We start from the raw sequence: 24,718 nt of genomic DNA on the forward strand, positions 1-24,718 counted from the left end.
TCATTACGTGAAGCGTGCTTGAGTTACGAAAAGCGTGTCTGGCGCTGCAGCCGATATCCGCAATAGGCCAGGCTGCCAATCAGGATAGTCACCAGGATCGCAATCCAGCGGTAGTTCATGGCGAAGGGCGGAAGGACAGCGCGTGATCCAAGGAAGACGAAGAAGCCCGTGGCGACGATGACGATGGCGTAATCCCACCAGCGTTTGCGTTCCGAACGATCGCCGAACTCATCACCGCTCTGTGCCAGCAGGGTCTCGCGGTAGTCCAGGCCGTACCGGGCACACTCCTGTTCCAGCGCGCGGTTGCGCGAGGAATGCTCATTGACCGAAGCCTTTGCGGTGCTGATGAAGAGGGCGCCGATGATCATGATCACGGAGCCGCCGGCTACCAGCAGCTTGTGCTGCATGTCAGCGTGCGCGAGTTCCCCGAAGACGAGTGCGCCCCACGCCAGGCCCCAGAGCTGGTTGGTGTTTGAGAGCGGGATGCCGCGGCCGATGCCGACATACTTCGTCGCAAACTGCTGGAAGAGATCGCCGATAACCCAGACGAAGCCACCCAGGAAGAGCCAGAAGACCATGGAACTGCTGTGTGCCAGTTGGAAGGCAGAGGAGTTCCTGCCGCCATCCAGCGTCCAGGTGAGCGTGAAGACGGTGAGCAGTTCGCCCACCGTGAACGCGGTGACGAACGAGAGCGGGTTCATGCCGCTGAGGTACGCCTTGCGGTAGGGCACGTACATGGTGCCCCACATGAAGCTGGCGCCAATCGCGGCGAGCACTCCGCCGAGCGCGTTGTGGCCGGTGGCCGTCACGCCGCCGTGGAGAGTGCTGAAGCCGAGCATGATGGCCGCAACCACGATGCAGGCGCCACCAACGACGACCTTGGTGATGGTCTTGCCGTCAGCACCTTGCAGCTCACGGAAGAGCAGGCGTCCCCACAGGAGCCCGATGAGTGAATTGGTGTTCCACATGGGAAAGGCGACGGCGAGACCGACGTCACGAATCGCGAAGACCGTCAGCGTGTTGGCGACGGCCCACAGCGCGCCGGCAAGCAGCGCCCACACCAGCAGATGCTTCCGCGCCATCAGGTCACGGAAGACGTAGCTGGTGCCCTTCAGCAGCGTCGGGAAGGTCCAACGTGCGGTGAAGACACCCGCAACCATGCAAAGCGAGATTGCAAAGGGCGAGAAGCCCGCAGTCACCAGCTTGGTCGGCGCTTCCGCCGCACCAAGCCACACACCTGCCGTCAGGCCGCAGAGAACGCCGAGACCATGCAGAGAAGAATTTGATTTCGAAGATGAAGACTTGGTCGCCAGCGTCTTTGCCCGTTCGACTGAGAAGATTAGTGAAGCGCGATGAGCAACGCAATACCGAGACCGAGTACTACGACGGGGATCCAGAACTGTGCGTCCGTCAGGATCGCCTTTGCCATGTTGTTCTTACCCAATCGCTGCTCCCCTACGTTACCGCTTACTTTCACGCCAAACTAGGCTTTGGTGGAAAGGCTTGTCAAGCTGAAGTGTACGGCGCCTGCATCCAAGCGCCTGAGGACCTGAGTTGATCGTAAAGCTTTGTGACGCAAAAGACCTGCCGGCAGCCGGCGAATTGAAGTCCTTTCGAGGCGGGAAAGACTTCGAGATCTGTATCACCCCGTCGCAGGAGGGCGCGGGGAAGCTCCTTGCCTTTGACAACCGCTGCCCACACCAGCACGCACCCCTGTCGGCCGGCCATATGGACGGTTGTCGCGTGGTCTGCCCGTACCATGCGTGGAGCTGGGATGTGACGACGGGAAAGTCTGACAACGCCGCCGATCCGGACCTGCCCCGCTACGAAGTGAGGCAGTACGGCGACGAAGTCTTCATCCAGCTCCCAGGCAGCGCCGGCTGAAATCACATTCGCTTGAGATCCGTGACGCATGACGGAATCGCGACAAAGCCCTTACGGCAGCGGGACAATTGCCACGCACGCGCTTGCTATCGTCTTCTTCGTAATGGGTCGACGGGTCTCAGGAGAGAGCGATGCAGGCAAGATCTCTCGTTGCTGCGGGATGCATGGTGTTGCTTGTAAGCGGCAGTCCTGCCTTGAATCTGCGCTTGCGCGGTAGTGACAATCCGCAGACCGTCCCGATCACTGCGAAACGGTACGAGTTCACGCCGAATGAGCTGACGCTCAAGGTGAATGAACCGGTTGTGCTTGTCTTTAAAAGCGACGATGCGACGCACGGCATGCACTTCGAAGATTTGAACCTGGATGCGGTCATTGCGAAAGGCACTGGCGCCGAAGTGAAGTTCACCCCTGACAAGACCGGCGATTTCGTTGGTCATTGCGCCGTCTTTTGCGGGACGGGCCATGGTGGCATGACGCTTACGATCCATGTGGTTCCGTAGCCGATTCTGTTTTGTCTGGCGTCCGTCCGCGGCCAGCACCGCCCTCTTTCAGGGCGGTGTTTTTTTGCGCGCGACACAATCGCGTCCCGTTCTGGAATCGGTGGAATTCGGTGCAAAGCAGTGACAAAGCGATAACAAGCTCCTTAGGACATTCCCCCATACTCGGGGACATCAGAGCCGATCGGATGGAGTTAGTCCAAGTGAGACGAAATGCTCGCGCCTGTTTGACCTTACGGTGTGTCTCCACGGTCGTCGTCGCCTTGCCGGGTGCGACAGTATCGAGGGCGATGCACGCGCAGACCCCAGGGACCGGCGCCATCACCGGTGCTGTCCTTGATCCGTCGGGCAGAGTGGTCGTTCATGCGGAGGTGGTTGCCATCCATGATGCGACGCATCAAGAGCGGCGCGGTGTGACAGATGACAGTGGGATCTACCGGCTGTCACTGCTATCCCCAGGCCGCTATACGATTACAGTCTCTTCTCCAGGTTTTGCTTCTGTTGGTCTGCCTTTGGTTGCGGTGGATACCGGCGGCGTGAGTTCGATCAACGTCACGCTATCGACGGCCAAGGCCGACACGCGCGTGCAGGTGAATGCGGATGCGTCTCTCGCCAGCTTCGAGTCGGCGACGTTGGGGGGGCTTGTCGATCAGACGGCGGTGCTCGCTTTGCCGCTGCGGAACCGTAATTTCACGCAGATTCTGGGGCTGTCCCCTGGTGTCATTACGGAGGTGCCGAGTGCTGCGGCCATTGGTGCCGGCACGCAGAATGTCTCCTCGAACGGCGCGAAGACGACCGCGAACAACGTGCAATTCAACGGTGTGGATGCGAACAACCTCGCGCAGAACTCTATGACTAACATCGGTCAAGAGGTTGGTGTCGCGATTCCTGCACCCGATGCTATCGATCAGTTCAAAGTGCAGACTGCGAATTTCGATGCCGCCTATGGACGCGGCTCCGGCGCCAATGTGGATGTTGTAAGTAAGACCGGGAGCAATCATTTTCACGGAACCGTGTGGGAGTTCCTGCGAAACGATCTCTTCGATGCGAATGATTTCTTTCTCAAGCAGCAGGGGCAACGCAGGCCGGTACTGAAGCAGAACCTGTTTGGCGGAACGCTGGGCGGTCCCATTCGGCACGACCGCACCTTCTTCTTCCTGGCATATCAGGGCCTGCGGTCCAGCAATGGTCTTGGCGCGAAACGCACGGCCACGCTTCCTTTGCTAACGTCCGATCGTTCCGCCCGCAAGCTTGGCGCACAGTTCTGCCCGGATGAGCACACGGATGGGCAGGGTGCGCCGCTTTCGGGTTATCTGACTCATGCGGGCGGTACGCAGGTGGCGTGCGATGGGTCCAACATCAATCCGGTCGCGCTAGCCATCCTGAATGCGAAGCTGCCTGGGGGAGACTTTGCGATTCCGAGTCCGCAAACAGTATTGGCGGGAACAGATCCATCGGAACTGCCCGTGGGGCAGTCTACGTTTGCGCCGCCCGCTCGCTACAGTGAAGATCAGTTTTCGATTCATCTCGATCATGCCCTGAGTCCGAAGAACACACTGTCAGGACGGTTCTTTTATTCACGCTCGCCCTTCACATTGCCTTTCTCGCAGAATGCGGCAAACGTTCCCGGCTGGGGCACAGAGCAACTGGATCGGAACACGATCTTCCTTCTTGCCGATACCCACGTCTTCAGTGCGAACCTGGTGAATGTAGCGCGCGCCGCTTATATGCGGTTTGACGGAACGGCGCGTGTGCAGCATCCGTTGCTCGCCTCTGCCATTGGTCAGAGCAGTCCCACTGGACTGGTTGGTCAAGCGACGGGTGCTCCTGGCATGTCGATCGATGGACTGTTCACCATCGGGGATGCGGGCACGCCATCGCAATGGCAGGTGACGAATTCCTTCATCTACCAGGACACACTGTCTTGGTTGCGTCGCAGGAACAGTCTTCGTTTTGGCGCAGAGGTGAAGCATCATCAGGTCGATATCGATGCGCCGTTTTCGCAGACTGGGTTGACGGATATCGCTACTTTTGCGGACTTTCTGGTGGGGCAGAGCGCGGCTCAGAACGGTAGCAGCAGCGGTGTCAGTAATGTGACGACTTCCTACGGCGCTTCGGGTATTGCACGCAAAGATGGCGTTTACAACGATTTTGCGGCATTTGTGCAGGACGATATCCGGTTGCTGCCGCGGCTGAGTTTGAATGTTGGCGTGCGGTATGAGATCTTTGGCGCGCCTTATGAGAAGAATGGACGTCTTCCCAACTTCGATCCGACGCTCGCAACGGGGGACGTTTCTGCGGGCGGTTCACTCTCCGGCTTTGTTGTTCCGTCCAATTTCAGCGGCGATATTCCCGCTGGTGTGACGCGTTTGAATCGTCTCAGTCTATGGACCAGTCGTTTCGGAGATGTGTCGCCTCGATTCGGTTTCGCCTGGCAGGTTTCCGGGCAGCCAGCGGTTGTGATCCGGGGCGGTTATGGCATTTATTTTGACCAGCACTCCGGTGGTTACATCGAGGGTCAGATCGGTCAGGCGCCGTTCTCTGTTCAGCAGTTTTTGTCCGGCTCGCCCAACGGTGGGGCGACCCTGCAAAACCCGTTCAGTCCGCAGCTGCCGGCCGCTGACAACTATCCGATCTTCGTTCCGCGAGTGCCGTTTGGATTTCCATTCCTCCAGGGAATCTCACCCGAGCTGAAGGATGCGTACACGCAGGAGTTCAACCTGAACGTGCAGACGGAGCTATCGCACAATGATCTGCTCCAGATCGGGTATGTTGGCAGCCGTTCCATCCATCGGCCTGGATCGATTGAGTTTGATCAGGCGTTGCTGGCCTCGCCCACTCGCCCTGTGAATGGCGAGACGACAAACTCAACCAACAACCTGATCGAGCGATTGCCGATTCAGGGTGTGAGTCCCGGTTCGCTCTTCACGATGTCCATCTTCCAGGCGAACTTCAATAGTCTGCAGGCCAGTATCACGCACCGCATGTCGCATGGCTTTCAACTACAGGGGAGCTACACCTATTCGAAGAGCCTGGATGAGACGAGCGGATCTGGCGGCGGCATCGGTTACGAGGTGTGGCTGGTCACGAATGACCAGACGAATCCGCGCCAGGCCTATGGCACCACAGACTTTGATCGGACGCATCGCGCAGTCCTGAACTTTACGTGGCAGGGGCCTCGCTTTCGGACGTTGCCCCTGTTGGCCCGGGCGTTCCTGGCGGACTGGATGGTCTCCGGTGTGGCCGTGGCGCAGTCTGGAACGCCTATGACCATAACGGACGGAAACGCTGCGTCGGTGTACGGAAACTTCCTGAATCGCGCGCAACGGTCGGGTGGACGTGTGAGTACGCCGGGTTCGGACTTTGACCGCGTGATCGGGCGCTACCTGGACGGGGCGGCGTTCACGCGTGCGCCACAGGCTCCGTTTGCGTCCAGTCCGGCCGATCAGGATTTCGGAAACAGCGGTGTCGGTATTGTTCGAGGACCGGGGCAACGGAACTTCGATCTGACGGTCGAGCGTGCCTTTCCGATACGGGAGGGAAACGCGTTCCGGATACGCGCTGAGTTCCTGAACCTGACGAACACAACCCAGTTCAACAACCCGGGAACGACGTTGAACTTCACGGGCGATCCAGCGGGTTCGATCTCGCAATACAAACCGAGCGCCAGCTTCGGGCGAATTCTTTCCACCAACGGAAACTCCCGCGTGGTGCAGTTAGCGGCGCGCTATTCGTTCTGACGTCGAGGTGACGCATGACCATTCAAGAGATCGAGGCCTTCTGCACCGCAGAGCACAAATTTGATTTCCGCCGGCACCCTCTTGAATCGCCGCAGTTGACGATGAGCGGATGCTTTTACCCACTTGGATTTCCGGTAAATCTCAGGACGAATGCTTCGGAGGTATTGCAGCTCTACGCTGCGAGCTGGGACAGCTTTCGGCCACGGTATGATGCCACGCCAATCAACATTGACGTCCATGTAATTGAGGAGGATGCCGCAGAGTGCCCTCCTGCACCGCACTTTCGTATGCTGCTGCCCTTGATGACATCGATTGCCGACGAACGCAACTACAGCATCTTTGACCTGGCGCGGGCGGAGACAAAGATCGTGCTGTCGCGTGCAGCGCTGCGTCATCCTCTGTATGCAAGTTACTTCTTCCTTGAGTCGGCCGCAGCGTGCCATATCGTTACGCGGTACGCACCACCGATCCATGCCGGTTGCGTTGAGTGGAATGGACGCGGGCTGCTCTTATGTGGGGACAGCGGTGCAGGCAAGTCGACACTCTCCTACGCCTGTGCGCGGGCGGGGTTTGGTTACGTCACGGATGACGCTGCTTATCTCCTCTATAGCGGGAACGACCAGATTGTTACGGGCAATAGCCAGAAGGTACGACTGCGACCTGAGAGCGCGGAGTTCTTTCCGGAGATCCGCGACCTGCCGATGACGCCCCGTGCCGCAGGGAAGCCATCGGTTGAGATCGAGACGAGTGAGGGTATCGTGGCGCTGGAAGAGACGCAGGTGGCGGCGATCATCTTTCTAAATCGCCGCACAGGGCAGCAGGCGTTGCTGCCGTATCGTCGCGAGGTGGCTCGCGAGTTCATGCGGCAGCTTCTGTTCGGAACGACGGAGCAGCTTGCGTGGCAGTACAGCACGGTGGAACGACTGCTGGACGCGCCGGTGTTGGAGCTGCATTACACGGATCTGGAGTGGGCGACGCAGCGGCTGAAGCAGTACGCGCAGGACGGTCGCTGATGGAGGCGGTCCTGAGTGTGGACGAAGTCCTGGAGCAGGTGTCGTTCTGGAGGAGTCCTGCGAGATGGTTTCGTTCGCAACAGCTTGGGAGTGGCTTCTGGACGTTCTTCTGGGCTGCGTTCTTCTTCGATGCGGGCTTTGCGGTCTACTTTTTCCTCTTCAATCTGTATCTGGTTGACCTGGGCATGGGCGAGCGAGCGATTGGACTGATTAACGGCGCCGTCACCTTTGGCTCAGTATGTGGCACGCTGCCCGCGGGACTTTTAGCGCGTCGGTTTGGCGTGCGGCCGGTGATGCTTACCTGCTTTGTTGCCGCACCGATCGCCGGCGTCCTCAGAGTACTGTGGATGCAGTTGCCCGCACAGTTGGCACTTGCGTTCCTGGGTGGCCTTGCGATGTGCCTGTGGGGCATCTGCTTCCTGCCCGTGGTGTCAGGGCTGACGACGGAGGGTAACCGCGCCTCGGCGTTCAGTCTCATCTTTTCGGTGAGCATCGGTACCGGTGCGCTGGGCAGTATGCTTTGCGGCTATCTGCCACGGCTTCTGCATGCGATGGGCATGGCGCAGCAGCCGGCGGAGATCAAGCGCGGCATCCTGATTGCAGCTAGCGTGCTTGCGTTCGCCGGTCTTGCCTTCGCTCTGCGAGTGCCGGCGGCTGCCAACCGTAGCGCGGATGGCGGCATGTCGGGTTGGTGGCGAAGCTTCCGGCGGAATGTCCTGATTCGCAGACTGATCCCGCTCATGGCGTTGTGGTCTGCGGTGATTGCGGCCTTCACGTCCTTCGGCAGCGTCTACCTTGCACGGGGCCTGCATCTCCCGCTGGCTCGGATTGCGATCGTCTTTGCGGCGTCGCAGATCGTGCAGCTGATCGCGGGTCTGATGACCGCTCCGCTATTCCGTGCGGTTGGCTTGCGTAAGGGAGTCGCTGCAACACAGGTTGCGGTTGCGGTGCTGCTTACACTGTTGGCGTCCGTGCGGCAGGCGGATGCGGCGACGCTACTCTTCCTTGGCATCTCCGCGGCGCAGTGGATGAGCTCACCCGGCCTGTACAACCTGCTGATGAGTGGGACGCCGGAAGAGGACCGGGGAGCGGTGGCGGCGCTGGCCATGTTTTGCAATGCGCTGGTGACGACCGTTGCGACGATGCTGGCGGGAGCAGGCTTCGCCAGTCTGGGTTATCCGTTGATGTTTTTCATACTGGCATGCGCGGCAACGCTGGCAGGGAGCGTCATGCTGCGGCTTCGCGCTTCGCAGGCCGAGGGAGTCGCATGAGTCTGTAGAGCAGGATCGTTTCCTGTACTTCTGGAAATGTCATTCCCTTGTCATGGTCCTTCGTTTTCCTGTCGCCGAAGGCGGTTTTAGGAGGAGAATGGGATGCAAATGTACACGTCTGAGAGAACGGCTTCTGATCTGGGCTTGGGAATCCTCCCCATGGCGGCACGCGCCCAGATCCTTGTCATTGAGGACGACGTGCGCATGCAGAAGATCCTGTACCGCCTTTTCACCGAGCAGGGCTACGGCGTTACGATCTGCGGTGATGGACAGGCAGGGTTGGACGCGTTCCGCGCCTCGCGTCCTGCGGCCGTCGTCCTCGACCTGATGCTGCCCGGTATCTTCGGCCGGGACCTCTGCCGGACGATCAAGTCTGAGCGGAGCGACCTGCCCGTCATCATCGTCAGCGCGATCAGCGATGTTGCGGACAAGGTACTGCTGCTGGAGCTTGGGGCCGACGACTATGTGACGAAGCCTTCAGCCCGAGGGAGCTGATGGCACGCGTACAGGCCGCGATTCGGCGAAACCACAAGGCGCCAGCGGTCACCAGCTACAGCTTTGGCGAGTGCGAGATCAACTTCTCAAAGATGAGTGCCAGCCGAGCCGGTGAACCGGTGATGCTGACCGCGCATGAGTTCAAGTTGTTGCGTTATTTCGTCGATCATGCGGAGCGGGTTCTTAGCCGTGAGGAACTGCTGAATGAGGTGTGGGGCTACAACTCCTATCCGACAACCCGAACGGTGGACAATCAGATCCTGAAGTTGCGACAGAAGCTGGAGCCGCATGCCGCCGAACCCCGGTATCTGCGGACGGTGCATGGCGCTGGCTACAAGTTTGTTCCGTAAAGTGATGATGCTTTGACCGATCCAAGCCCTGGCAATGGAATCCGCACACGTGTTCTGTTGCAGGTGTCGGTTGCGCTGATCATCCTGGTGACCATGGCGTGCAGCCTGGTAGTCATCGGCCGCAGTCTGCGGCAGCGTGCCGCGGCGCAGCTTCATGACGACCTTCAGAATTCACTGCAGACGTTTCAGGATTTGCAACTGCGTCGTCGTGCCTCGCTGGAGCGGGAAAACCGCCTGCTGGCGGCCCTGCCCACGTTGCGTGCGCTGATGACGACACACGATGCGCGGACGGTGCAGGAGGGTGCGAAGGACTTCCGGAGCCTGAGCGGCAACGACCTTTTTGCCCTGGTAAATCCCGATGGGACGATCGTCGCGGCAGAGGCCCAGGGCATTCAGAATCAGGAACAGTTGCGTCGCGAACTGGGATCGATCATGACGCATCCTGGGAAGCGTTACCTGGTGGCGAGCGGAAAGCTCTTTGAGTATTCGGTCGAGCCGGTCTACTTCGGCTCGCCGGAGAGCGGCACGCTGTTGGCCTATGTGATCGACGGCTATCTCGTTGACCGGCGTTTGATGCAGGAGGTGGGCCGCGGCGCCGGGGCAGAGGCGCTCTTTCTGGCCGATGACCACGTTGCCGCCAGCACGCTGCCGGAAGATCGGTTGTTGACACAGGATTGGAGCGCGGCCTTCCCATCCCGGTCCTCGGATGGCGTTGTTCTCATTGGCGGCAGACGGTATCTGGGTGCGACGCGCGATCTGCCCGACGGAGCGGGCATGCCGCTGCGGCTGATTGTGCTGAAGTCGTTTGACGAAGCCGAAGAAGTCGAACGGGAGATACGCCGCATCGTGCTGCTGGTGAGTCTGCTGGCGGTCCTTGGCGGATCTGCGCTGATGATTCTGCTGGCCCGGACGGTAACGTCGCCGCTGGAGCGATTGGCTGCTGCGGTACGGGCCTTTGCCGGTGGCGACCGACGCTACCAGTTGCCTGAGGGCGGACCGCAGGAGCTGCGTTACCTGAGCCACGTGCTGGCGGAGATGCGGTACGACATCGAGAAGAAGAACCACGCGCTGCTGGAGTCGGAACGGTTGGCGACCATTGGGCGCATGGCCAGTTCGGTGTCGCACGATCTGCGGCATTACCTTGCAGCGATCTATGCCAACTCCGAGTTCCTTGCTTCTTCGTCCCTGACGACGGAGGAGAGAGCGGAGCTGTTTGAGGAGATCCGGCTTGCCGTGGATGGCACGACCGATATGCTCGATTCGTTGTTGCTGTTTGGCAGTACGGGGACGGCGGTGCGCCGGGCCGATACGTCGATGCAGTCCGTCGTGCACCGGGCGGTGGCGTTAGTCCGCGCGCACCCGGATGGTGAGACTGTGAACGTCCATGTGGAGGAATACGAAGGCGACGCCACCGGAGAGATCGATGCCCGACAGATGGAACGTGCGATCTACAACCTGTTACTGAACGCGTGCCAGGCGGCTGCGGAGGGGGACGCCTCTCCGCAGGTGACGGTCGCCCTTTCCGGGGAACTGTCTTCGATCTCGGTGACGGTTTCCGACTCAGGCCCTGGTGTTCCTGATGCGATCCGTCACTCGCTCTTCGATCCGTTTGTCAGTAAAGGAAAGCAGAAGGGCACGGGGCTGGGGCTTACACTGGCGAGCAGCGTAGCGCACGAGCATGGTGGCTCCGTGGAATTGATCAGCAGCCGGGCTGGAGAGACGGTCTTCCGCATTACAATCGAGCGGCATAACGCCGGCATGGCTTCGAAGCTGCCGGATTCCTCCACCATGGTTTCGCAATGAAGATACCGCGCAGACTCGCAACGCTCGCCTTGTATATCGCCATGGGCGGCTGCCGCGTCACGTCGTCTGCGCAGGATGCCGGTGGGGAGACTCCGCAACAGAAGCTGCAGCGGCTGAGCGCGGCGGTTGCACAGGCACAAGCCCAGATGCAGGCCTACCAGGCGCAGCTGCAGGAGCTGCAAAAGCAGCTTGGCGATCTGCAGTCGCAGCTACAGCCTGCTACCGTCGCTCCTGCGCCGGCTCCGCTCGCTGCGACGACTGCTTCGACGCAGAACGCGATGGATGAGATTCGAGAGCGACAGGCGATCCAGGAGGCGCAGATCGCCACGCACGATCAGGCCAAGGTCGAAACGGAGTCAAAGTACCCGGTGAAGCTGAGCGGTTTGATCCTCTTCAACGCCTTTGTGAATACGCGCCGTGTGGATGATACGGTCGATCCCACGTATGCGCTTCCCGGCAGTGGCACGACGGGCTTTTCCGTCCGGCAAACCATTTTGGGGCTGGAGGCAAATGGGCCGCATCTGTTCGGTGCAACCAGCCATGCTGATGTTCATGTGGACTTCTTCGGCAACGGTTCGCAGGCCACCTATGGATCGACCGGAATCCTTCGTCTAAGAACGGCACACGGGTCTCTGCGCTGGAAGAACACGGAGGCGTTTGTCGCACTGGATCGCAGTCTGCTGGCGCCGAACATGCCGACTTCACTGGTTGCGACGGCGCAGCCTGTCTTCTCATGGAGTGGTGACTTATGGACGTGGAATCCGCAGATCGGTCTGACGCATGAGTTGGCGCTGACGGGATCCAAGCGTCTGCGGCTGCAGGCTGCGTTGATCGATCCGCAGGACCCGTTGCTTCCGAATACGACGTCGACGGCGACTTCGACGCGGTCCGAGAAGGGGCGGTGGCCCGGTATCGAGGAGCGCATTGCGTTCGCCGCCGGCGATCGCTTCAAGGGTCCGGAGTTTGGTGTTGGTGGATACTTCAGTCCGCATCGTACGGGGACCGGACGCCGCTTCGATGCCTGGGCGATCACCGCGGATGCGCGACTGCCCATCGGGAAGCATGTTGAGATTACCTCGAACGTCTACCGCGGCGCTGCTCTTGGCGGACTGGGCGGCGGTGGTTATGTCGACTACTTCTATCTTGATCCGCAGACGGCCGAGAGAGCGTATGCTTTGCGGGCTGCTGGCGGGTGGGCTCAGCTAAAGGTGAAACCTTCCGAGCGGCTCCAGTTCAACGGCGGCTTCGGTATCGACAACCCGTTTGGCTCGGACATTCGTCTTGTCCGTGCGACACCCAGCACCGCGTACAGCGGCTTGACGAAGAATCGCTCCGCGTTCGGCAATGTCATCTTCAGTCCTAGCGCGTACCTGCTCTTCTCGGTTGAATATCGTCGCCTTTGGTCCGATTACCTGGACGGTATACCGCAGCACGCAGACAATATCGGTGTCAGCGCGGGGTACCGTTTTTGATCAACTCTCGCGTGGCGACCACGATCTTCTACTCGCTTCTTTTGTCCGGTCTGGGATGCACCCCGGCGATCGCGGCGAACGTTACGGCGCATCTGGCTGCCACGCGGAACGGGAAAGAGCGTAAGCCTCCTGCGGTGATCTGGCTGAAACCGCTGCAGGCGACGATGCCGGATGCGCCGATTGCCCGGTACTCCATGCTGCAGAAGGATAAGAGCTTCTCGCCTCATCTGCTGGTCGTTCCGGTGGGCAGCACGGTTGTGTTCCCGAATGCCGATCCGTTCTTTCACAATGTCTTTTCGCTCTTCGATGGGCGGCGATTCGATTTGGGTTTGTATGAAGCGGGGTCGGCTCGCTCGATTGTGTTCTCTCGCGAGGGTGTGTCGTATATTTTCTGCAATATCCATCCAGATATGAGCGCTGTCGTCTTGTCGCTTACGACGCCGTTCTTCAGCGTCGCCGATGGGAATGGCATGTTTCGTTTGCATGATGTGCCGGAAGGGAACTACGAACTGCATATCTGGGTGGAAGGGCGCCGTGACGATGCGCTGAATCATCTGACGCGTCGCGTCCATGTCAACGCGGGTCCGTTGGATCTTGGAGAGATTCAGCCTGGTCCGCAGGATTTGCCTGCCGTGCATTTGAATAAGTTCGGCCATCCTTATCCGGAAGATCAGAAGCCTGCGTACTAGGCCGTTGCCCTAGGGGTGCAGGAATTTTCTCAGCGCCTCATGGTCTTGTTCGCTTAGCGAGGCGCGGACGCGCATGTGTCTTGCGACGGTCCCTGCGATGCGCGGAGAGAAGCCGTCTGGCGCCGCATGGCATCGCGAACAGTTCTGCTCGAAGACTCTCTGGCCTTCACTGATACGCTGCCTTGTCGATGTCTTCACTGCTGCTGGCCGTGCCTGGAGTGGTGCAGCCGGGGACTGGGCGACGGCACCAAGCGGCAGCATTAGAAGACACATCACGTGCGCACGAATTCTGGTCATTACTTTTTCCCCTTCCATGCCGGTAGCAGGAAGCGATAGACAATCCCTGTCTCCCAAAGATTGCGATTGCCAGCCGTCGAGAACTGCCGCGAGTAAGCCGTAAGGATGCGCGTGTTGTGCGGAAGGTTATAGTTCAGGCCGAAGTCGGCGCGTTGGGTGTTGACCAAGGGCAGTCCGTCACTCACAACTGTGTCACGCCGCCAGGTCTGCTGGATCCGGAGCACGGGCTCGAAGCGTCCAATCCAACTCTCCAGGCCACCGAAGGCCGTGGTGCGATAGTCGAACTCCATCCAGTAACCCTGCGCATGATGGCCGCGTGAGAACTCTGAGCGGAAGCGGAATGCAGTGCCGGCCGGCTCCCACCACAGGTGTGCGCCGTAGAAGTTTTCACGCGTGCCCTGTAACTGACGGTTGTACGAGAGACCAATCTCTACGCGCTTCTGCGGCAGGTAGAGGCTTGATCTGCCGCCGAAGGATCGCTGTGCCCCGAACTGTTCGTTACCGCTGCGTGCGGAGAAGTAAGCCGCGTAGTCGATGGAGTACTTCGGTCGTGAGATCGCCGATCCGCGAAGCTGCCCACCCAGTCCTGAACCGGTGCCCTGCGCACCGAGATTGGCGATCAACGGGCCGCTCTGGAAGTTACTGATCCAGATCGGCGAGAGGCGCTCGTTGTAAGTACTGAAGGGTATGAGGAAGTCTCCGCCGATGACCGTCAGGTGGGGGTTGAAAAAGTACTCGGCCTGCAGATAGGTAAATGCAGCGAAGTGCGATGTGTCATAGCCGCGGCCTGGAACCGGCGACGCCGTCTCAAGGATCGCTGCGCGAGACTCGATCTGAAGCCGCGGTCCGATGGGCACCACAATCAGCGGCGCAATGATCGGCATGTAGGTTGTGTTGCCGCCGTTGGTGCGGGTGAAGAAGCCGGCGCCGCCAGAGATCAAAGGCGTGTCCTGCGCGTGTGCTGCACCCGCGCAGACAAGAGCGATCGCTAACAGCGCGCGACAGCGTGGGCGGCACCTGTTGCGAAGAGAACTGCTTGCAGAGAAGTCTCGCATGCACAACACGCTATGTGCATTCCGCGGCCGATGTGTCGTTGCTGCGTCTTGTCCTTGTCAGAAGGTTGTCATGTGGTGGGTGACAGGCACGGAGTCATGGGAATGACAAAGTCAACTGCTTCCGACAATCTGCTGACATTCGCCTTACAGCGACATGACAAGCATGTACCCGCCGCTCCATAGAGTCGCTGACAGCATGCAAGCATTGGGCACCTTCGCCGGGGAAGTTATGCGTAGTTGGAAGCGCGAAAAACGATCGAACAGGGCTGCCCAGGACACGCGCGGGATATGCGAAGTGACGCTGGATAAGACGCAGTGGCAACGTCTTACCATCCTGCGCACGATGACCCAGCCCTGGCCGCAGGCGGAGCGTGCCCTGCGTGCGATTCCGGCTGCCGACTGGAATCGGCACTTGCCATGGCTGGATACCAGCGGCACCGCACTGTACTTCGCGGACCGACTCCTTGAGATCGGCTGCATCGATGTGCTTCCGGCGAAAGTCATGCAACGTATGAAGCAAAATCTCTCCGATAATGCCGAGCGGATGAATGACCTTGCGGAAGAGAGTTGTGCCTTGCATCGCGGCTTTCAGGAAAGAGGCACCCGCTACGCCACGCTGAAGGGTTTCTCGCTCTATCCCATCTCCGTGCCTAAGCTCGAACTCCGTTCGCAACTGGATCTGGACTTTCTGGTTGCGGAGAGGGACGCCACAGAAGCAAAGGACGTGCTTGAGAGCAGGGGGTACCATCTCCGCGCTATCAGCGGGCGCAGCATGGAATTCAAGTCGAACGAAGATGCGGCGATGTCCTTGAGGGATCTGTATAAACCACGGACTTATCGGTCGGTAGAGCTACACCTGGAGTACACCGGTTCAAGGGACCCGCTGCTTCCATTCCTACATCTGCAGCCGTTTCGCGACACCATGATGCCGGTCTTGCGCCCCGAGGATCTCTTCCTTGGTCAGGGTGTTCACGTCTTCAAGCATGTCTGCTCTGAGTTCTTCCGTGTGTCGCACCTGCTGGAGTTTCGAACGCACGTCCTACATCGGCATGACGACGCGGCCTTCTGGCAACGGCTTCGTTTGCATGCGAAAGAGGACGTCCGCACCCATCTTGGGATCGGACTGGTCGTGGATGTGATCACGCAGGTGATGGGCGAGTTTGCACCGCGCGATCTTACGGATTGGACGAGCGCCATGTTGCCGGAAGGGGCTACGCGTTGGTCGCGAGAATTCGCACACCAGGTGGTACTCGGATCCTTTCCGGGTAACAAGCTGTACCTGCTCCTGCAGGAGGAGCTTGCCGCGTCAGGAGTGCCGCACCGCCGGACAGTGAAGCAGTCACTGATCCCGGTCCGTATGCCTCCACCTGTGATGAACGCAAAGGAAGGCGAGTCAGTTCGCCAGCGCCTGCGTCGACGGCGGGCACAGGCATCCTTCGTTGCACTGCGCGCACGTTTCCATCTGATTGAAGGCCTGCGTTACGCATGGCATGCGAGACGTTGGAAGCGAATGAAAGAGATTGCGCTTCTTGCTTCGGTGCTTCTTTTCCTTCCAATTGCTCTTCAAGCGGGGCAGTCATCCCTACCTTCTGCCAACAGCGAGACGGCCGGTCGATCGCAGGACGATCGGGCAGTCACACAAAGATCAAGTGCACCCGCTGGCGGCAGTGGCGAAACCGTTGCTGCCGCGCCTCGCATGGCGCCGGGGTCCAGTGCGGCACAGATCCAGACGTTGCTACGCGCCAACCCGGATGCACTGATGGAGGTGAAGCAGTTTGTCAGCGATACAGCTGCAGAGTCCGGCCAGGCTGTCGCATCCGACAACATGACGGACGAAGCGCTGTACAGCCTGATCGCAAGCAATGCTGCGGTGCGTGGAAATGTTGCAGCCTTCCTGCGAACGCGCGGCTACCTTACTGACTCAGAGGTTTCGGCGGAAGATCTACCGCTGCCCGAAGAGGGTTACAGCGCGTCAACGATGCGGCCCTCAGCGAGGGGAGAAGCAAGGCCCACTCCTTTAGATCCTCTCGCTGCGAAGGAGTCGCCGGAGCCGAAGGTACTGCGCAGAGCGACACCCTACAATCTGCTGTCGCTGCACGACCTGTATACGCAGGTGACCGACGACACTGGATCGTTGAAGCGCTTCGGCAGCGACGTTTTTCTGCGTCGCGATACGGCGAGCCGCCGAGCCCTTGCGCCTGCGGCATCGCTTGATGTTCCGGCCGACTCCTCCTACATGCTTGGTCCGGGCGACAGTGTCGTCGTGCAGATATGGGGCGGCGTCTCCCAGACGTTACCACGCACAGTGGATCGCGAAGGCTTCCTCGCGTTGCCGGAGGCTGGTCGTATCCAGGTTGCAGGATTGTCGCTGGAGCGCGCACAAGCCGCAGTGTCCGAGGCGTTGAAGCAGCAGTACCGCAACGCGCAGGTTGCACTTTCGCTGGCACGCTTGCGCACGGTCCACGTGTATGTCGTGGGAGATGTGCAACGACCCGGCTCCTATGAGATCAGCACACTTGCGACGCCGCTCAGTGCGTTGTACTTGGCGGGCGGACCTACCGCTGTCGGCTCACTGCGCCTGCTGCGGCACTACCGCGGCAGCAAGCTCTTAGGCGAAATCGATCTTTACGACTTCCTGCTGAATGGTGTGCAGTCGGAAGATCGTCTGCAGGCAGGCGATACGTTGCTGGTGCCGCCAACCGGTCCACAGGTTTCCGTTTCAGGAGCGGTGAAGCGGCCCGCGATCTATGAATTGAAGGGCCAGACGCGCCTGGCTGCACTGATCGAGATGGCCGGCGGTGCGACGGTGACCGCAGAACTTTCTCACATTGTTATTGACCGCGTTCGCGCCAATCAAGAACGAGAGACGGTTGACCTGGCTCTGCCGGTGTCGAGTGCGCCGGCGCAGGCGCGGGCCGCAATCGAAACGATGACCGTTCAGGATGGTGATCACGTTCGCGTATCTCCGATCATGTCGTACAGCCAACGCGTGGTCTACGCGGATGGGCATGTCTTGCGTCCTGGTCGCATGGCCTATCGCGATGGCATGAGACTCTCTGACGTGCTGCCAAGCTATCGCGAACTATTGCCGGAGCCTGCGGAACGTGGAGAGATTATTCGGCTGGTGCCACCGGACTTTCACGTGGAGACGATCGACTTCAGCGTGCCGGACCTGATGGTTGGCAATAACAACGTGTTGCTGCAGCCCTTCGATACGATCCGGATTCTCGGGAGATATGAAGCGGATGCGCCAAAGGTGACGATCAATGGTGAAGTGCTCCGGCCGGGTACTTACCCGCTCTCGCAGGAGATGACTGCGGCACAACTGGTCCGCATGGCTGGCGGCTTCAAGCGGGACGCGCTCCTCACGTTCGCAGACCTTACGAGTTATTCGATTGTGAATGGCACGCGGATCCAGGGCGAGCGCAGTGCGATCGCAATCGGCAATGCAGTCCGTAATGTTGGCTCTTCGGATGTAGCGCTCAAAGCGGGCGATACCCTTACGGTGCACAAACTGACCGGTTGGGACGATATTGGGTCTTCCATCTCGTTGGAAGGCGAAGTAAGTCACCCAGGGAGTTATGGATTTCAGCAGGGCGAGCGACTTAGCTCCGTGCTGCGGCGGGCTGGAGGCTTTCGCGACACAGCATACCCCGATGGCGCAGTGCTGATACGGACAGAAGTGCAGAGGCTGGAAGAGAAGAGCCGGGATGAACTGATCCGGCAGATTGAGACAAGTTCGTCTGCAGCCCGCATTACACCCACGATTGCCGCGGTCGATCAGGCGACGCAGCTGCAGGTAGTGCAGGCGCAACAGGATCAGATCCTCTCTCATTTGAAAAGCCAACCAGCCGTGGGGCGAATGGTCATCCATGTGGGGGCCGAGATAGCAAGCTGGGAGAACACGCCCGCCGACATTGAAGTGCGCGCGGGTGATACGTTGCGTGTACCCAAGCGGCCGGGATTCGTGCTGGTAAGTGGTCAGGTCTACAACAGCTCTGCCATCACCTTTGCACCGGGTAAGCCTGCGAGCTGGTACCTGCATCGTGCGGGGGGGCCGACAGAGGTTGCGAACACCAGACAGATTTTCGTGATTCGAGCGAACGGCACAGTTGTCGGCCACGAGAACGGCACGGTCTTTCGCCATGACGTGCTGGGTACAAAGCTTGAGCCGGGTGATGTTGTCGTGGTGCCACAAAAGATCATTGGTGCGTCGCTCTTCTGGCGCAACCTGCTCACCGTTGCGCAGATCACTTCGTCCATCGCCATCACCGCGGCCGTTGCAGGTGTTCTATGAGCTCTGTCGCGAAGACCGACCCTTCATCCCCACAGACCATGCGGGTTATGCCGTGGCTGGAACGGCTGTCCGTGCTCTGGATGCACCGTCGCAACCTGATGAGGATTGCAGTCGTGTCTTTCTTCGCGAGTCTGCTGATCTCAGTCGTGATCCCGAAGCAATACAAGGCAAGTGCAAGCATTATGCCGCCGAGCAATGCCGGCGCCAGCAGTGCGATGCTTGCCGCAGTGACCGGCCGCGCACTGGGTGGGATGGGCGGCCTTGGCAGTCTGGCGGGGAGCCTTCTCGGTATAGGGAACTCCACTGCACTGTTTCTCGATCTGTTGCACAGCGGTACGGTGACGGGCCACATCATCGATCGTTTCGATCTGCGCAGGGTGTACCGCAAGCGATACAAGGTCGACGCCGCCAAAGCTCTTGCGAAACATACCAGCATTCAAGACGACAAGAAAAGTGGTGTCATCACCATCACCGTGGAAGATCGAGATCCCCAGCGCGCTCGAGACATGGCGCAGGCTTATCTAGATGAGCTGAACCTGCTGGTCAATCGCACGAACACATCGTCTGCGCACCAGGAGCGCATCTTCGTACAGAAGCGACTGGTCCAGGCAAAGACGGATTTGCAGCGGGCCCAGCAGGATCTGAGTGACTTCTCCAGCAGGACTTCCACCATCGACCTGAAAGAGCAGGCGCGTGCTTTGGTTGGATCCGCTGCGCAGTTGCAGGCGCAGGTGCTGCAGGAAGATTCCAATATCAGTTCGCTGCGTCAGGTGTATGGCGACGGCAATGTTCGGCTGCGTGCCGCGAAGGCTCGTGTCGCCTCTCTTCGATCGGAGTTGTCGAAGATGAATGGCGTGGGGATGCTGGAAGCGGGAGAAGACGAGGAAGCCTCAGTAAGTGGAAGACTTTCTCCGCCACTACGACAACTTCCTCGTCTGGCAGTGCCGTTCGCCAATCGCTATCGCGAAGTCCAGGTGCAGGAGAAGCTGTTTGAGTTACTGACCGAACAGCTTGAGATGGCGCGGATTTCAGAGGCAAAGGACGTTCCTGTCGTCAGTGTGATCGATGCACCGGGCATTGCGGAGAAGAAATCCTATCCGCCCCGCGCGCTGCTGACGCTGGGGTTGTGGCTTGCCACGATGATTGCCGCGTGTACGGCTGTTCTGCTCTGCCATGCGTGGCGGTCGATCGATGCGGACGACCCGCGTCGTGTCTTTGCCTCGGATATCTCCTCGCGACTTCTGAGAAGAGGCGGCGCATGAAACAGATACTCAGAAATGCGTTGTTTGGAGTCTTGGATTACGTCGCTTATCCACTCGGCATGTTACTTGCGGCACCTGTGGTCCTCAAGAATCTTGGCGCCGAAGCTTATGGTGTTTGGTCGCTCTCCACTGCACTTGTCAGCATGGGGAGCATCATCACATCGGGATTTGGCGATGCCAACATTCAGCTTGTCAGCCGCCATCGCGATCAACGCGACGGGCTTGCGGGTGTTGTTGAGACGTTGCTGGGAATCAACTTCCTGCTTGCTGCTGCGATGGCCGCGATCCTGTGTTGCGCTGCACCCGTCCTCGCCATGTATGCCGTGCGCGTGCCAGGGGAACTCCGGAGTGACTGCGTCTTATGTGTTGCGTTGGCAGCCGTTGCGGTGGGGCTGCGTACGGCGGAGAGCGTGTGTGTCAGCACACAGCGCGCTTTTGAACGCTATGGAGCGGCCATGCGGATCAGTGTCGCCGCGCGCTTGCTGTCGCTGTTCTTTGGCGCCTTCCTTACGTTTTTTGTTCACCGCGTCTCCATCATCGTGTTGACCTCCCTGATCTTTGGCGGTCCGGCGCTTCTGCTCCAGCTGAGACATTTGCGCTCGCTCTTAGCAGTCAAGGCGCTGAGACCTCGATTCAGGAAGAATGCGTCGGTGGATTTTCTGAGGCTTGGTTTCTACAGCTGGCTGCTTGCACTCTCAGGCACTGTGGTGGGTCAGGCTGATCGTTTGGTGCTGGGCGTTTCCGTGGGTGCCGCGACGCTGGCTGGTTATGCGTTGTGCGCGCAATTGGCGCAACCTTTGTATGGTCTTCCCGCGGCCGGCCTGCACTTTCTTTTCCCGTATCTCGCGGGCAGGTCCGCTGGACGGGCACCGTCAGATCTGAAGACGCCTATCGCCATTGCTGCCATCAGCAACTTAGCGTTTGTGGGGGTCGCTACTTTCTTGCTGCAGGTCTTTGGTCCGGCGATTCTGCTGCGGCTGGGACAAGGGAAGTTGCAGCCGTCGGCGACGGCTATGCTGCCGGGTGTGTTGTGGAGCACGGCGTTGCTTGGCGTCAGTGTGACACCGACCTATGCGCTGTATGCCTTCGGGCGGTTTCGCACCGTAATGTTTCTTACCACGGGTGGAGCCGTGGCGTGCGGTCTGATCATGCTATGTTTCGCACGCGTGCATGGAGCTTCGGCAGTCATTGGAGCAAGGTTCGTGTATGCCATCGTCTCTCTCCTGCTTTTTGTGCCACTGCTTCGAATCCTTCACCCGTCAGCGCATCGTGACGCTGAGATGTTGGTCCCACTCTGTGAGGAAGCATGAACTCGCTGTGGGTTGGCAATGGTCAATACGGAGTGATGGACGCCGCTGCATCGGGCGAGCGAACGGCTCCTTTGAGCTCTGTTACAGGCTGCTACTTCGCGCTTCGCCTCTTCTATGTTTTGATCGCCGTTCGCATCTTCGGCTCCACGGCCCAGGCAGGTGTCACGGCGAGTCTTGCGTGCAACTATGCGCTGCTTGGCCTCGCGCTCTTTGCGCTGCCAACGCATCGTGCACAGCCTCACCTTGGCGCAACGCGGTTGTCCCGCATCGTCTGCGCCTATCTGCTGCTGACCGGCGTCAGCCTGCTGTGGAGTGTTACCGCATCGCTGGCGGCAGCGACGGCGTTCTGGGGTGCGATGGTGGCCGACGTCGCAATCGTCGCACTGCAGTTGAGGGGCAACACGCCAGACGTCGTTGCCCGGTCGCTCATGGGATGGTTTGTGCGCGGCGCCAGTGTGATTGCGGTGTTCGCATGGCTGATGCCTGCTCAGTCGGATCTGCGTCTGGGCGATGAAGAACTGCTTGGGCCGAACCAGATTGGATGGCTCTGCGGCTTCGGGTTCTTCTTCGCGCAGTATCTTCTTCTGCGAAAGCAGGGCGGACATTGGAAGGTGTATGCCGTGCTGCTGGGAGTAACGCTGCTGCGTTGCCTCAGCAAGACCACCATCGTTGCCTTTCTTATGGCCCAACTCTTCATCCTCATGCGCGATCGCGAGATCACCCGCAAGACCAGACGGTCTCTGCTTGCGCTTGCGCTCCTTGTAGGCATTGCCTTTTCGAGTCTGCTGGCGAGTTACTACGCCCTCTATCTGAATACTGGAGCGGGGAGACAGCTGGAGTCGCTCACCGGCCGGTTGGGAATCTGGACTTACATCTTGTCTGAAGCGGTCCATCGCCCATGGCTGGGTCACGGCTTCCATTCCGTCTGGAAGGTGATCCCAATGTTTTACGGCGTCTTTGAAGCGCGACACGCACATAACGAAGCCCTGCAGCAGTTTTACGCGTACGGCGTCGTCGGTGTGATTCTGCTGTTTGCGATCTACATCAGCTTGTTCCAGGAGATCCGCAAGCTGCGGGTGCATTCGCTGAAGATCTTCTGGCTGGGCTTTCTTCTCTTTGTCCTTGTTCGCGGCCTGGCAGATACGGAAGTGTTCGATATCTCGTGGCCCATGTGGCTGATACTGCTCTTTGGCGCTCTGGCACGGCAGAGCAACGATGGGACGGAGACGGCCTCATGAGAGTCACGCTTCCTTTCGTCTCCGCTGCCCGGCAAGTCTCCGGCGTGCAAAGGCACGCGGTCAATGTTGCCAAAAGCCTGTTGCTATCGCAAGAGATCACAGCGTTGACCATCGTGGTCGCACCCTGGCAGGAACACCTGATAGAGATGCTGCCCGCAGACGAACGTTTGAAGCTCGTCTTTACGACATTCAAAGATTCCTCATGGTCGCGCAATCGCTGGTACTACGACGGTCTGCCTACGATCTGTGAAGCGGCAGATATTGTTCATCTCTCCTATCCGGTGCCGGTGCATCACTCTGCGTATCCTTGCCCGATCGTGACCAGCCTGCACGATATGTACCCGTTCGATCTGCCGGAGAACTTCGGGCTCGTGAAGGGTCACTTCAATCGTTATGTTCTCCGTTCCTGCCTGCATGCCGTGGACGCGATCGCATGTGTCTCTCAGAGCACCATGGCGCGGCTTGAAATCGTGGAGCCTCGTCTCGCACTCACTAAGGCTGTCGTCATACCAAATGCCGTTGAGCCAGGACCGGAGGAACGCCCGCGCATCCTGAGGCCGAGGTCTGCTCCCTTCCTGCTTTGCGTGGCCCAGCATCGTCGTAATAAGCAACTCCTCCTATTGCTCGAAGTCTTCGTCGCGCTCCTGCGGAGTGGGGCTGTCTCAGGGAATATGCAGCTCATCATCGTAGGCATCTCAGGACCGGAGACGCCTGCAATTCATGCGGTCATCCGCAAATACCGACTTGAAGATCGAGTGCGGACGGTCAGCGGACTCAGTGATCGTCAGTTGCAGGAGCTCTATCAACGTTGTGACGCGCTGATCGCACCGTCGAGCATTGAAGGCTTCGGTCTCCCCGTCGTGGAGGCAATCCTGGCCGGGTGCCGCGTCGTATGTTCCGACATTGCTGCATTTCGAGAGGTGGGCAACAGCAGTTGCAACTTTGTGCGGCTTGGAACGCATGAGGTCGGTGAGTTTGTTGCGGCAATTGAGAAGGCGCTTCGCAGACCGAAGCCGAGACCGGTAAAGCGACCGGACCTGTCTTTGGGGGCAGTGTCCGAGCAATATCTCAGCCTCTATCGCAGCCTCTTGCAGCCTATCTCTGAAACGGCCTCGTCAAGGCTCGCAGGAGCCGCAGTGAAAAGAAGAAGGGAAGTAGAAGTATGACCACAGGTGTTCGCACGTTGGTCCCGGTGCTTGGCATTCCCATCGCAGTAACGGATATGGAACAGGCGTTGCAGTTGCTGCAAGAAGACCTGCAGGCAGATCGCAAAGGGTATGTGTGTTTTGCGAGTGTGCACGGCATCATGGAAGCCAAGCGGCAGCCTTCGTTCGCGCGAGTGTACGCGGAGTCGGCGCTCTGCCTCCCCGATGGGGCACCCGTCTCATGGGTGGGTCGTTGGCAGGGACACCGTAGTATGAGGCGTGTCGCCGGCCCTGATTTTATGTTGAAGGTGTTTGCCGATGAACGCTTTCGGACGATGACCCACTTCTTCTACGGAGGCGAAGAGGGCGTTGCGGCGACCATGCAGCGGAATCTGCAGCAACGGTATCCTCATGCACGCATCGTCGGGACGTACACGCCGCCCTTCCGGTCGCTCAACGAAGTTGAGGAGCAGGAGTTGCAGGAGCGAATTCAGAAACTGCAGCCAGACTTCTTCTGGGTCGGCATCGGATGTCCCAAGCAGGAATACTTCATGCATCAGTATGTCGATCGCCTGGAGACACGAATGATGTTCGGCGTTGGAGCTGCATTCGATTATCACTCGGGCCGCATTGACGATTCGCCGGAATGGGTGAAGCTCGCCGGGTTGCAGTGGCTTCACCGTCTGGCCCAGGATCCTCGTCGTCTGTGGAAGCGCTACCTTTACAGCAACAGCGCGTTTCTGTGGAACCTTGCGCTACAGGCGACCGGATTGGAACAGGTAAAAATTCCAATGCCGGTAGAAGACGACCTTGCTGCGGAACGCGCGATCCATCTTGTCGAGCGGCCAAGAATGTAGCGTCTGCATCTCGGAGTGAATCCGACAGGAAATGCCTTTCCAT

At 59.4% G+C, this 24,718-nt stretch carries 19 protein-coding genes; 16 read left to right on the forward strand and 3 right to left on the reverse strand.

The features are described from left to right. Positions 1-23 precede the first annotated feature (23 nt). Both TERRO_RS05800 and TERRO_RS05805 read right to left on the reverse strand, forming a co-directional pair. A complete protein-coding gene (locus tag TERRO_RS05800; protein WP_014785063.1) occupies positions 24-1,235 on the reverse strand; it encodes a GRP family sugar transporter in 1,212 nt (403 codons plus the stop codon). A gap of 104 nt (positions 1,236-1,339) precedes the next feature. Continuing rightward, on the reverse strand, positions 1,340-1,477 hold the full coding sequence (locus tag TERRO_RS05805) for a translocated intimin receptor Tir (RefSeq protein ID WP_245536225.1): 138 nt from the start codon (positions 1,475-1,477) through the stop codon (positions 1,340-1,342). Between the two features lie 77 nt (positions 1,478-1,554). On the opposite strand from TERRO_RS05805, the gene TERRO_RS05810 reads away from it, so the two are divergent. The 10 genes from TERRO_RS05810 (at position 1,555) to TERRO_RS05850 (ending at position 13,214) form a co-directional block, all read left to right on the forward strand. After that, positions 1,555-1,884: a Rieske (2Fe-2S) protein gene (locus tag TERRO_RS05810; RefSeq protein WP_014785064.1), complete on the forward strand. Its 330-nt coding sequence runs from the start codon at positions 1,555-1,557 to the stop codon at positions 1,882-1,884. A gap of 131 nt (positions 1,885-2,015) precedes the next feature. After that, complete coding sequence (locus tag TERRO_RS05815; protein ID WP_014785065.1) at positions 2,016-2,384, forward strand: cupredoxin domain-containing protein; 369 nt, start codon at positions 2,016-2,018, stop codon at positions 2,382-2,384. A 287-nt stretch (positions 2,385-2,671) separates the two neighbouring features. Continuing rightward, positions 2,672-6,121 carry a TonB-dependent receptor gene (locus tag TERRO_RS05820; protein ID WP_041592471.1) on the forward strand — a complete coding sequence of 1,150 codons (3,450 nt, stop codon included), beginning with the start codon at positions 2,672-2,674 and terminating at the stop codon, positions 6,119-6,121. Between the two features lie 14 nt (positions 6,122-6,135). Then, a complete protein-coding gene (locus tag TERRO_RS05825; RefSeq protein ID WP_014785067.1) occupies positions 6,136-7,134 on the forward strand; it encodes an HPr kinase/phosphorylase in 999 nt (332 codons plus the stop codon). Beyond that, complete coding sequence (locus TERRO_RS05830; protein WP_157178266.1) at positions 7,020-8,405, forward strand: MFS transporter; 1,386 nt, start codon at positions 7,020-7,022, stop codon at positions 8,403-8,405. The genes TERRO_RS05825 and TERRO_RS05830 overlap by 115 nt, the downstream gene beginning before the upstream one ends. Before the next feature lie 159 nt (positions 8,406-8,564). Continuing rightward, positions 8,565-8,900, forward strand: a complete 336-nt coding sequence (locus TERRO_RS23595; RefSeq protein ID WP_245536226.1) for a response regulator — start codon at positions 8,565-8,567, stop codon at positions 8,898-8,900. After that, positions 8,900-9,250, forward strand: coding sequence for a winged helix-turn-helix domain-containing protein (locus tag TERRO_RS23600; protein WP_245536227.1), 351 nt, complete (start codon positions 8,900-8,902; stop codon positions 9,248-9,250). The genes TERRO_RS23595 and TERRO_RS23600 overlap by 1 nt, the downstream gene beginning before the upstream one ends. A gap of 12 nt (positions 9,251-9,262) precedes the next feature. Next, on the forward strand, positions 9,263-11,053 hold the full coding sequence (locus TERRO_RS05840) for an ATP-binding protein (protein ID WP_014785069.1): 1,791 nt from the start codon (positions 9,263-9,265) through the stop codon (positions 11,051-11,053). Continuing rightward, the gene (locus TERRO_RS05845) at positions 11,050-12,525 is read left to right on the forward strand and encodes a hypothetical protein (protein ID WP_014785070.1); all 1,476 of its coding nucleotides are present in this window, start codon (positions 11,050-11,052) and stop codon (positions 12,523-12,525) included. Before TERRO_RS05840 ends, TERRO_RS05845 begins: the two co-directional genes overlap by 4 nt. Before the next feature lie 11 nt (positions 12,526-12,536). Beyond that, complete coding sequence (locus tag TERRO_RS05850) at positions 12,537-13,214, forward strand: hypothetical protein (protein ID WP_174277923.1); 678 nt, start codon at positions 12,537-12,539, stop codon at positions 13,212-13,214. Positions 13,215-13,510: 296 nt separating this feature from the next. On the opposite strand, the gene TERRO_RS05855 is transcribed toward TERRO_RS05850, so the two are convergent. Then, positions 13,511-14,452 (reverse strand): hypothetical protein, encoded by a 942-nt coding sequence (locus TERRO_RS05855; protein ID WP_014785073.1) that lies wholly within the window; start codon positions 14,450-14,452, stop codon positions 13,511-13,513. A gap of 310 nt (positions 14,453-14,762) precedes the next feature. On the opposite strand from TERRO_RS05855, the gene TERRO_RS05860 reads away from it, so the two are divergent. The 6 genes from TERRO_RS05860 to TERRO_RS05885 are packed head-to-tail and all read left to right on the forward strand — an operon-like array spanning position 14,763 to position 24,675. After that, on the forward strand, positions 14,763-18,863 hold the full coding sequence (locus tag TERRO_RS05860) for an SLBB domain-containing protein (RefSeq protein WP_169315282.1): 4,101 nt from the start codon (positions 14,763-14,765) through the stop codon (positions 18,861-18,863). After that, positions 18,860-20,125 carry a GumC family protein gene (locus TERRO_RS05865; RefSeq protein ID WP_014785075.1) on the forward strand — a complete coding sequence of 422 codons (1,266 nt, stop codon included), beginning with the start codon at positions 18,860-18,862 and terminating at the stop codon, positions 20,123-20,125. The genes TERRO_RS05860 and TERRO_RS05865 overlap by 4 nt, the downstream gene beginning before the upstream one ends. Beyond that, positions 20,122-21,435 carry a lipopolysaccharide biosynthesis protein gene (locus TERRO_RS05870; RefSeq protein WP_014785076.1) on the forward strand — a complete coding sequence of 438 codons (1,314 nt, stop codon included), beginning with the start codon at positions 20,122-20,124 and terminating at the stop codon, positions 21,433-21,435. Before TERRO_RS05865 ends, TERRO_RS05870 begins: the two co-directional genes overlap by 4 nt. Further along, positions 21,432-22,673 carry an O-antigen ligase family protein gene (locus TERRO_RS05875; RefSeq protein WP_014785077.1) on the forward strand — a complete coding sequence of 414 codons (1,242 nt, stop codon included), beginning with the start codon at positions 21,432-21,434 and terminating at the stop codon, positions 22,671-22,673. The genes TERRO_RS05870 and TERRO_RS05875 overlap by 4 nt, the downstream gene beginning before the upstream one ends. Beyond that, on the forward strand, positions 22,670-23,839 hold the full coding sequence (locus TERRO_RS05880; protein ID WP_014785078.1) for a glycosyltransferase family 4 protein: 1,170 nt from the start codon (positions 22,670-22,672) through the stop codon (positions 23,837-23,839). Before TERRO_RS05875 ends, TERRO_RS05880 begins: the two co-directional genes overlap by 4 nt. Then, positions 23,836-24,675 (forward strand): WecB/TagA/CpsF family glycosyltransferase, encoded by an 840-nt coding sequence (locus tag TERRO_RS05885; protein ID WP_014785079.1) that lies wholly within the window; start codon positions 23,836-23,838, stop codon positions 24,673-24,675. Before TERRO_RS05880 ends, TERRO_RS05885 begins: the two co-directional genes overlap by 4 nt. The last annotated feature ends 43 nt before the right edge of the window (positions 24,676-24,718 follow it).

The organism is Terriglobus roseus DSM 18391 (genome assembly GCF_000265425.1).
Taxonomy (GTDB): Bacteria; Acidobacteriota; Terriglobia; order Terriglobales; family Acidobacteriaceae; genus Terriglobus; species Terriglobus roseus.

Coding starts and splice junctions, on each gene's coding strand:
- TERRO_RS05815 (WP_014785065.1), top strand. CDS start 2,016: ATGCAGGCAAGATCTCTCGTTGCTGCGGGATGCATGGTGTTGCTTGTA.
- TERRO_RS05820 (WP_041592471.1), top strand. CDS start 2,672: ATGCACGCGCAGACCCCAGGGACCGGCGCCATCACCGGTGCTGTCCTT.
- TERRO_RS05825 (WP_014785067.1), top strand. CDS start 6,136: ATGACCATTCAAGAGATCGAGGCCTTCTGCACCGCAGAGCACAAATTT.
- TERRO_RS23595 (WP_245536226.1), top strand. CDS start 8,565: ATGGCGGCACGCGCCCAGATCCTTGTCATTGAGGACGACGTGCGCATG.
- TERRO_RS23600 (WP_245536227.1), top strand. CDS start 8,900: ATGGCACGCGTACAGGCCGCGATTCGGCGAAACCACAAGGCGCCAGCG.
- TERRO_RS05845 (WP_014785070.1), top strand. CDS start 11,050: ATGAAGATACCGCGCAGACTCGCAACGCTCGCCTTGTATATCGCCATG.
- TERRO_RS05860 (WP_169315282.1), top strand. CDS start 14,763: ATGCAAGCATTGGGCACCTTCGCCGGGGAAGTTATGCGTAGTTGGAAG.
- TERRO_RS05865 (WP_014785075.1), top strand. CDS start 18,860: ATGAGCTCTGTCGCGAAGACCGACCCTTCATCCCCACAGACCATGCGG.
- TERRO_RS05870 (WP_014785076.1), top strand. CDS start 20,122: ATGAAACAGATACTCAGAAATGCGTTGTTTGGAGTCTTGGATTACGTC.
- TERRO_RS05875 (WP_014785077.1), top strand. CDS start 21,432: ATGAACTCGCTGTGGGTTGGCAATGGTCAATACGGAGTGATGGACGCC.
- TERRO_RS05880 (WP_014785078.1), top strand. CDS start 22,670: ATGAGAGTCACGCTTCCTTTCGTCTCCGCTGCCCGGCAAGTCTCCGGC.
- TERRO_RS05885 (WP_014785079.1), top strand. CDS start 23,836: ATGACCACAGGTGTTCGCACGTTGGTCCCGGTGCTTGGCATTCCCATC.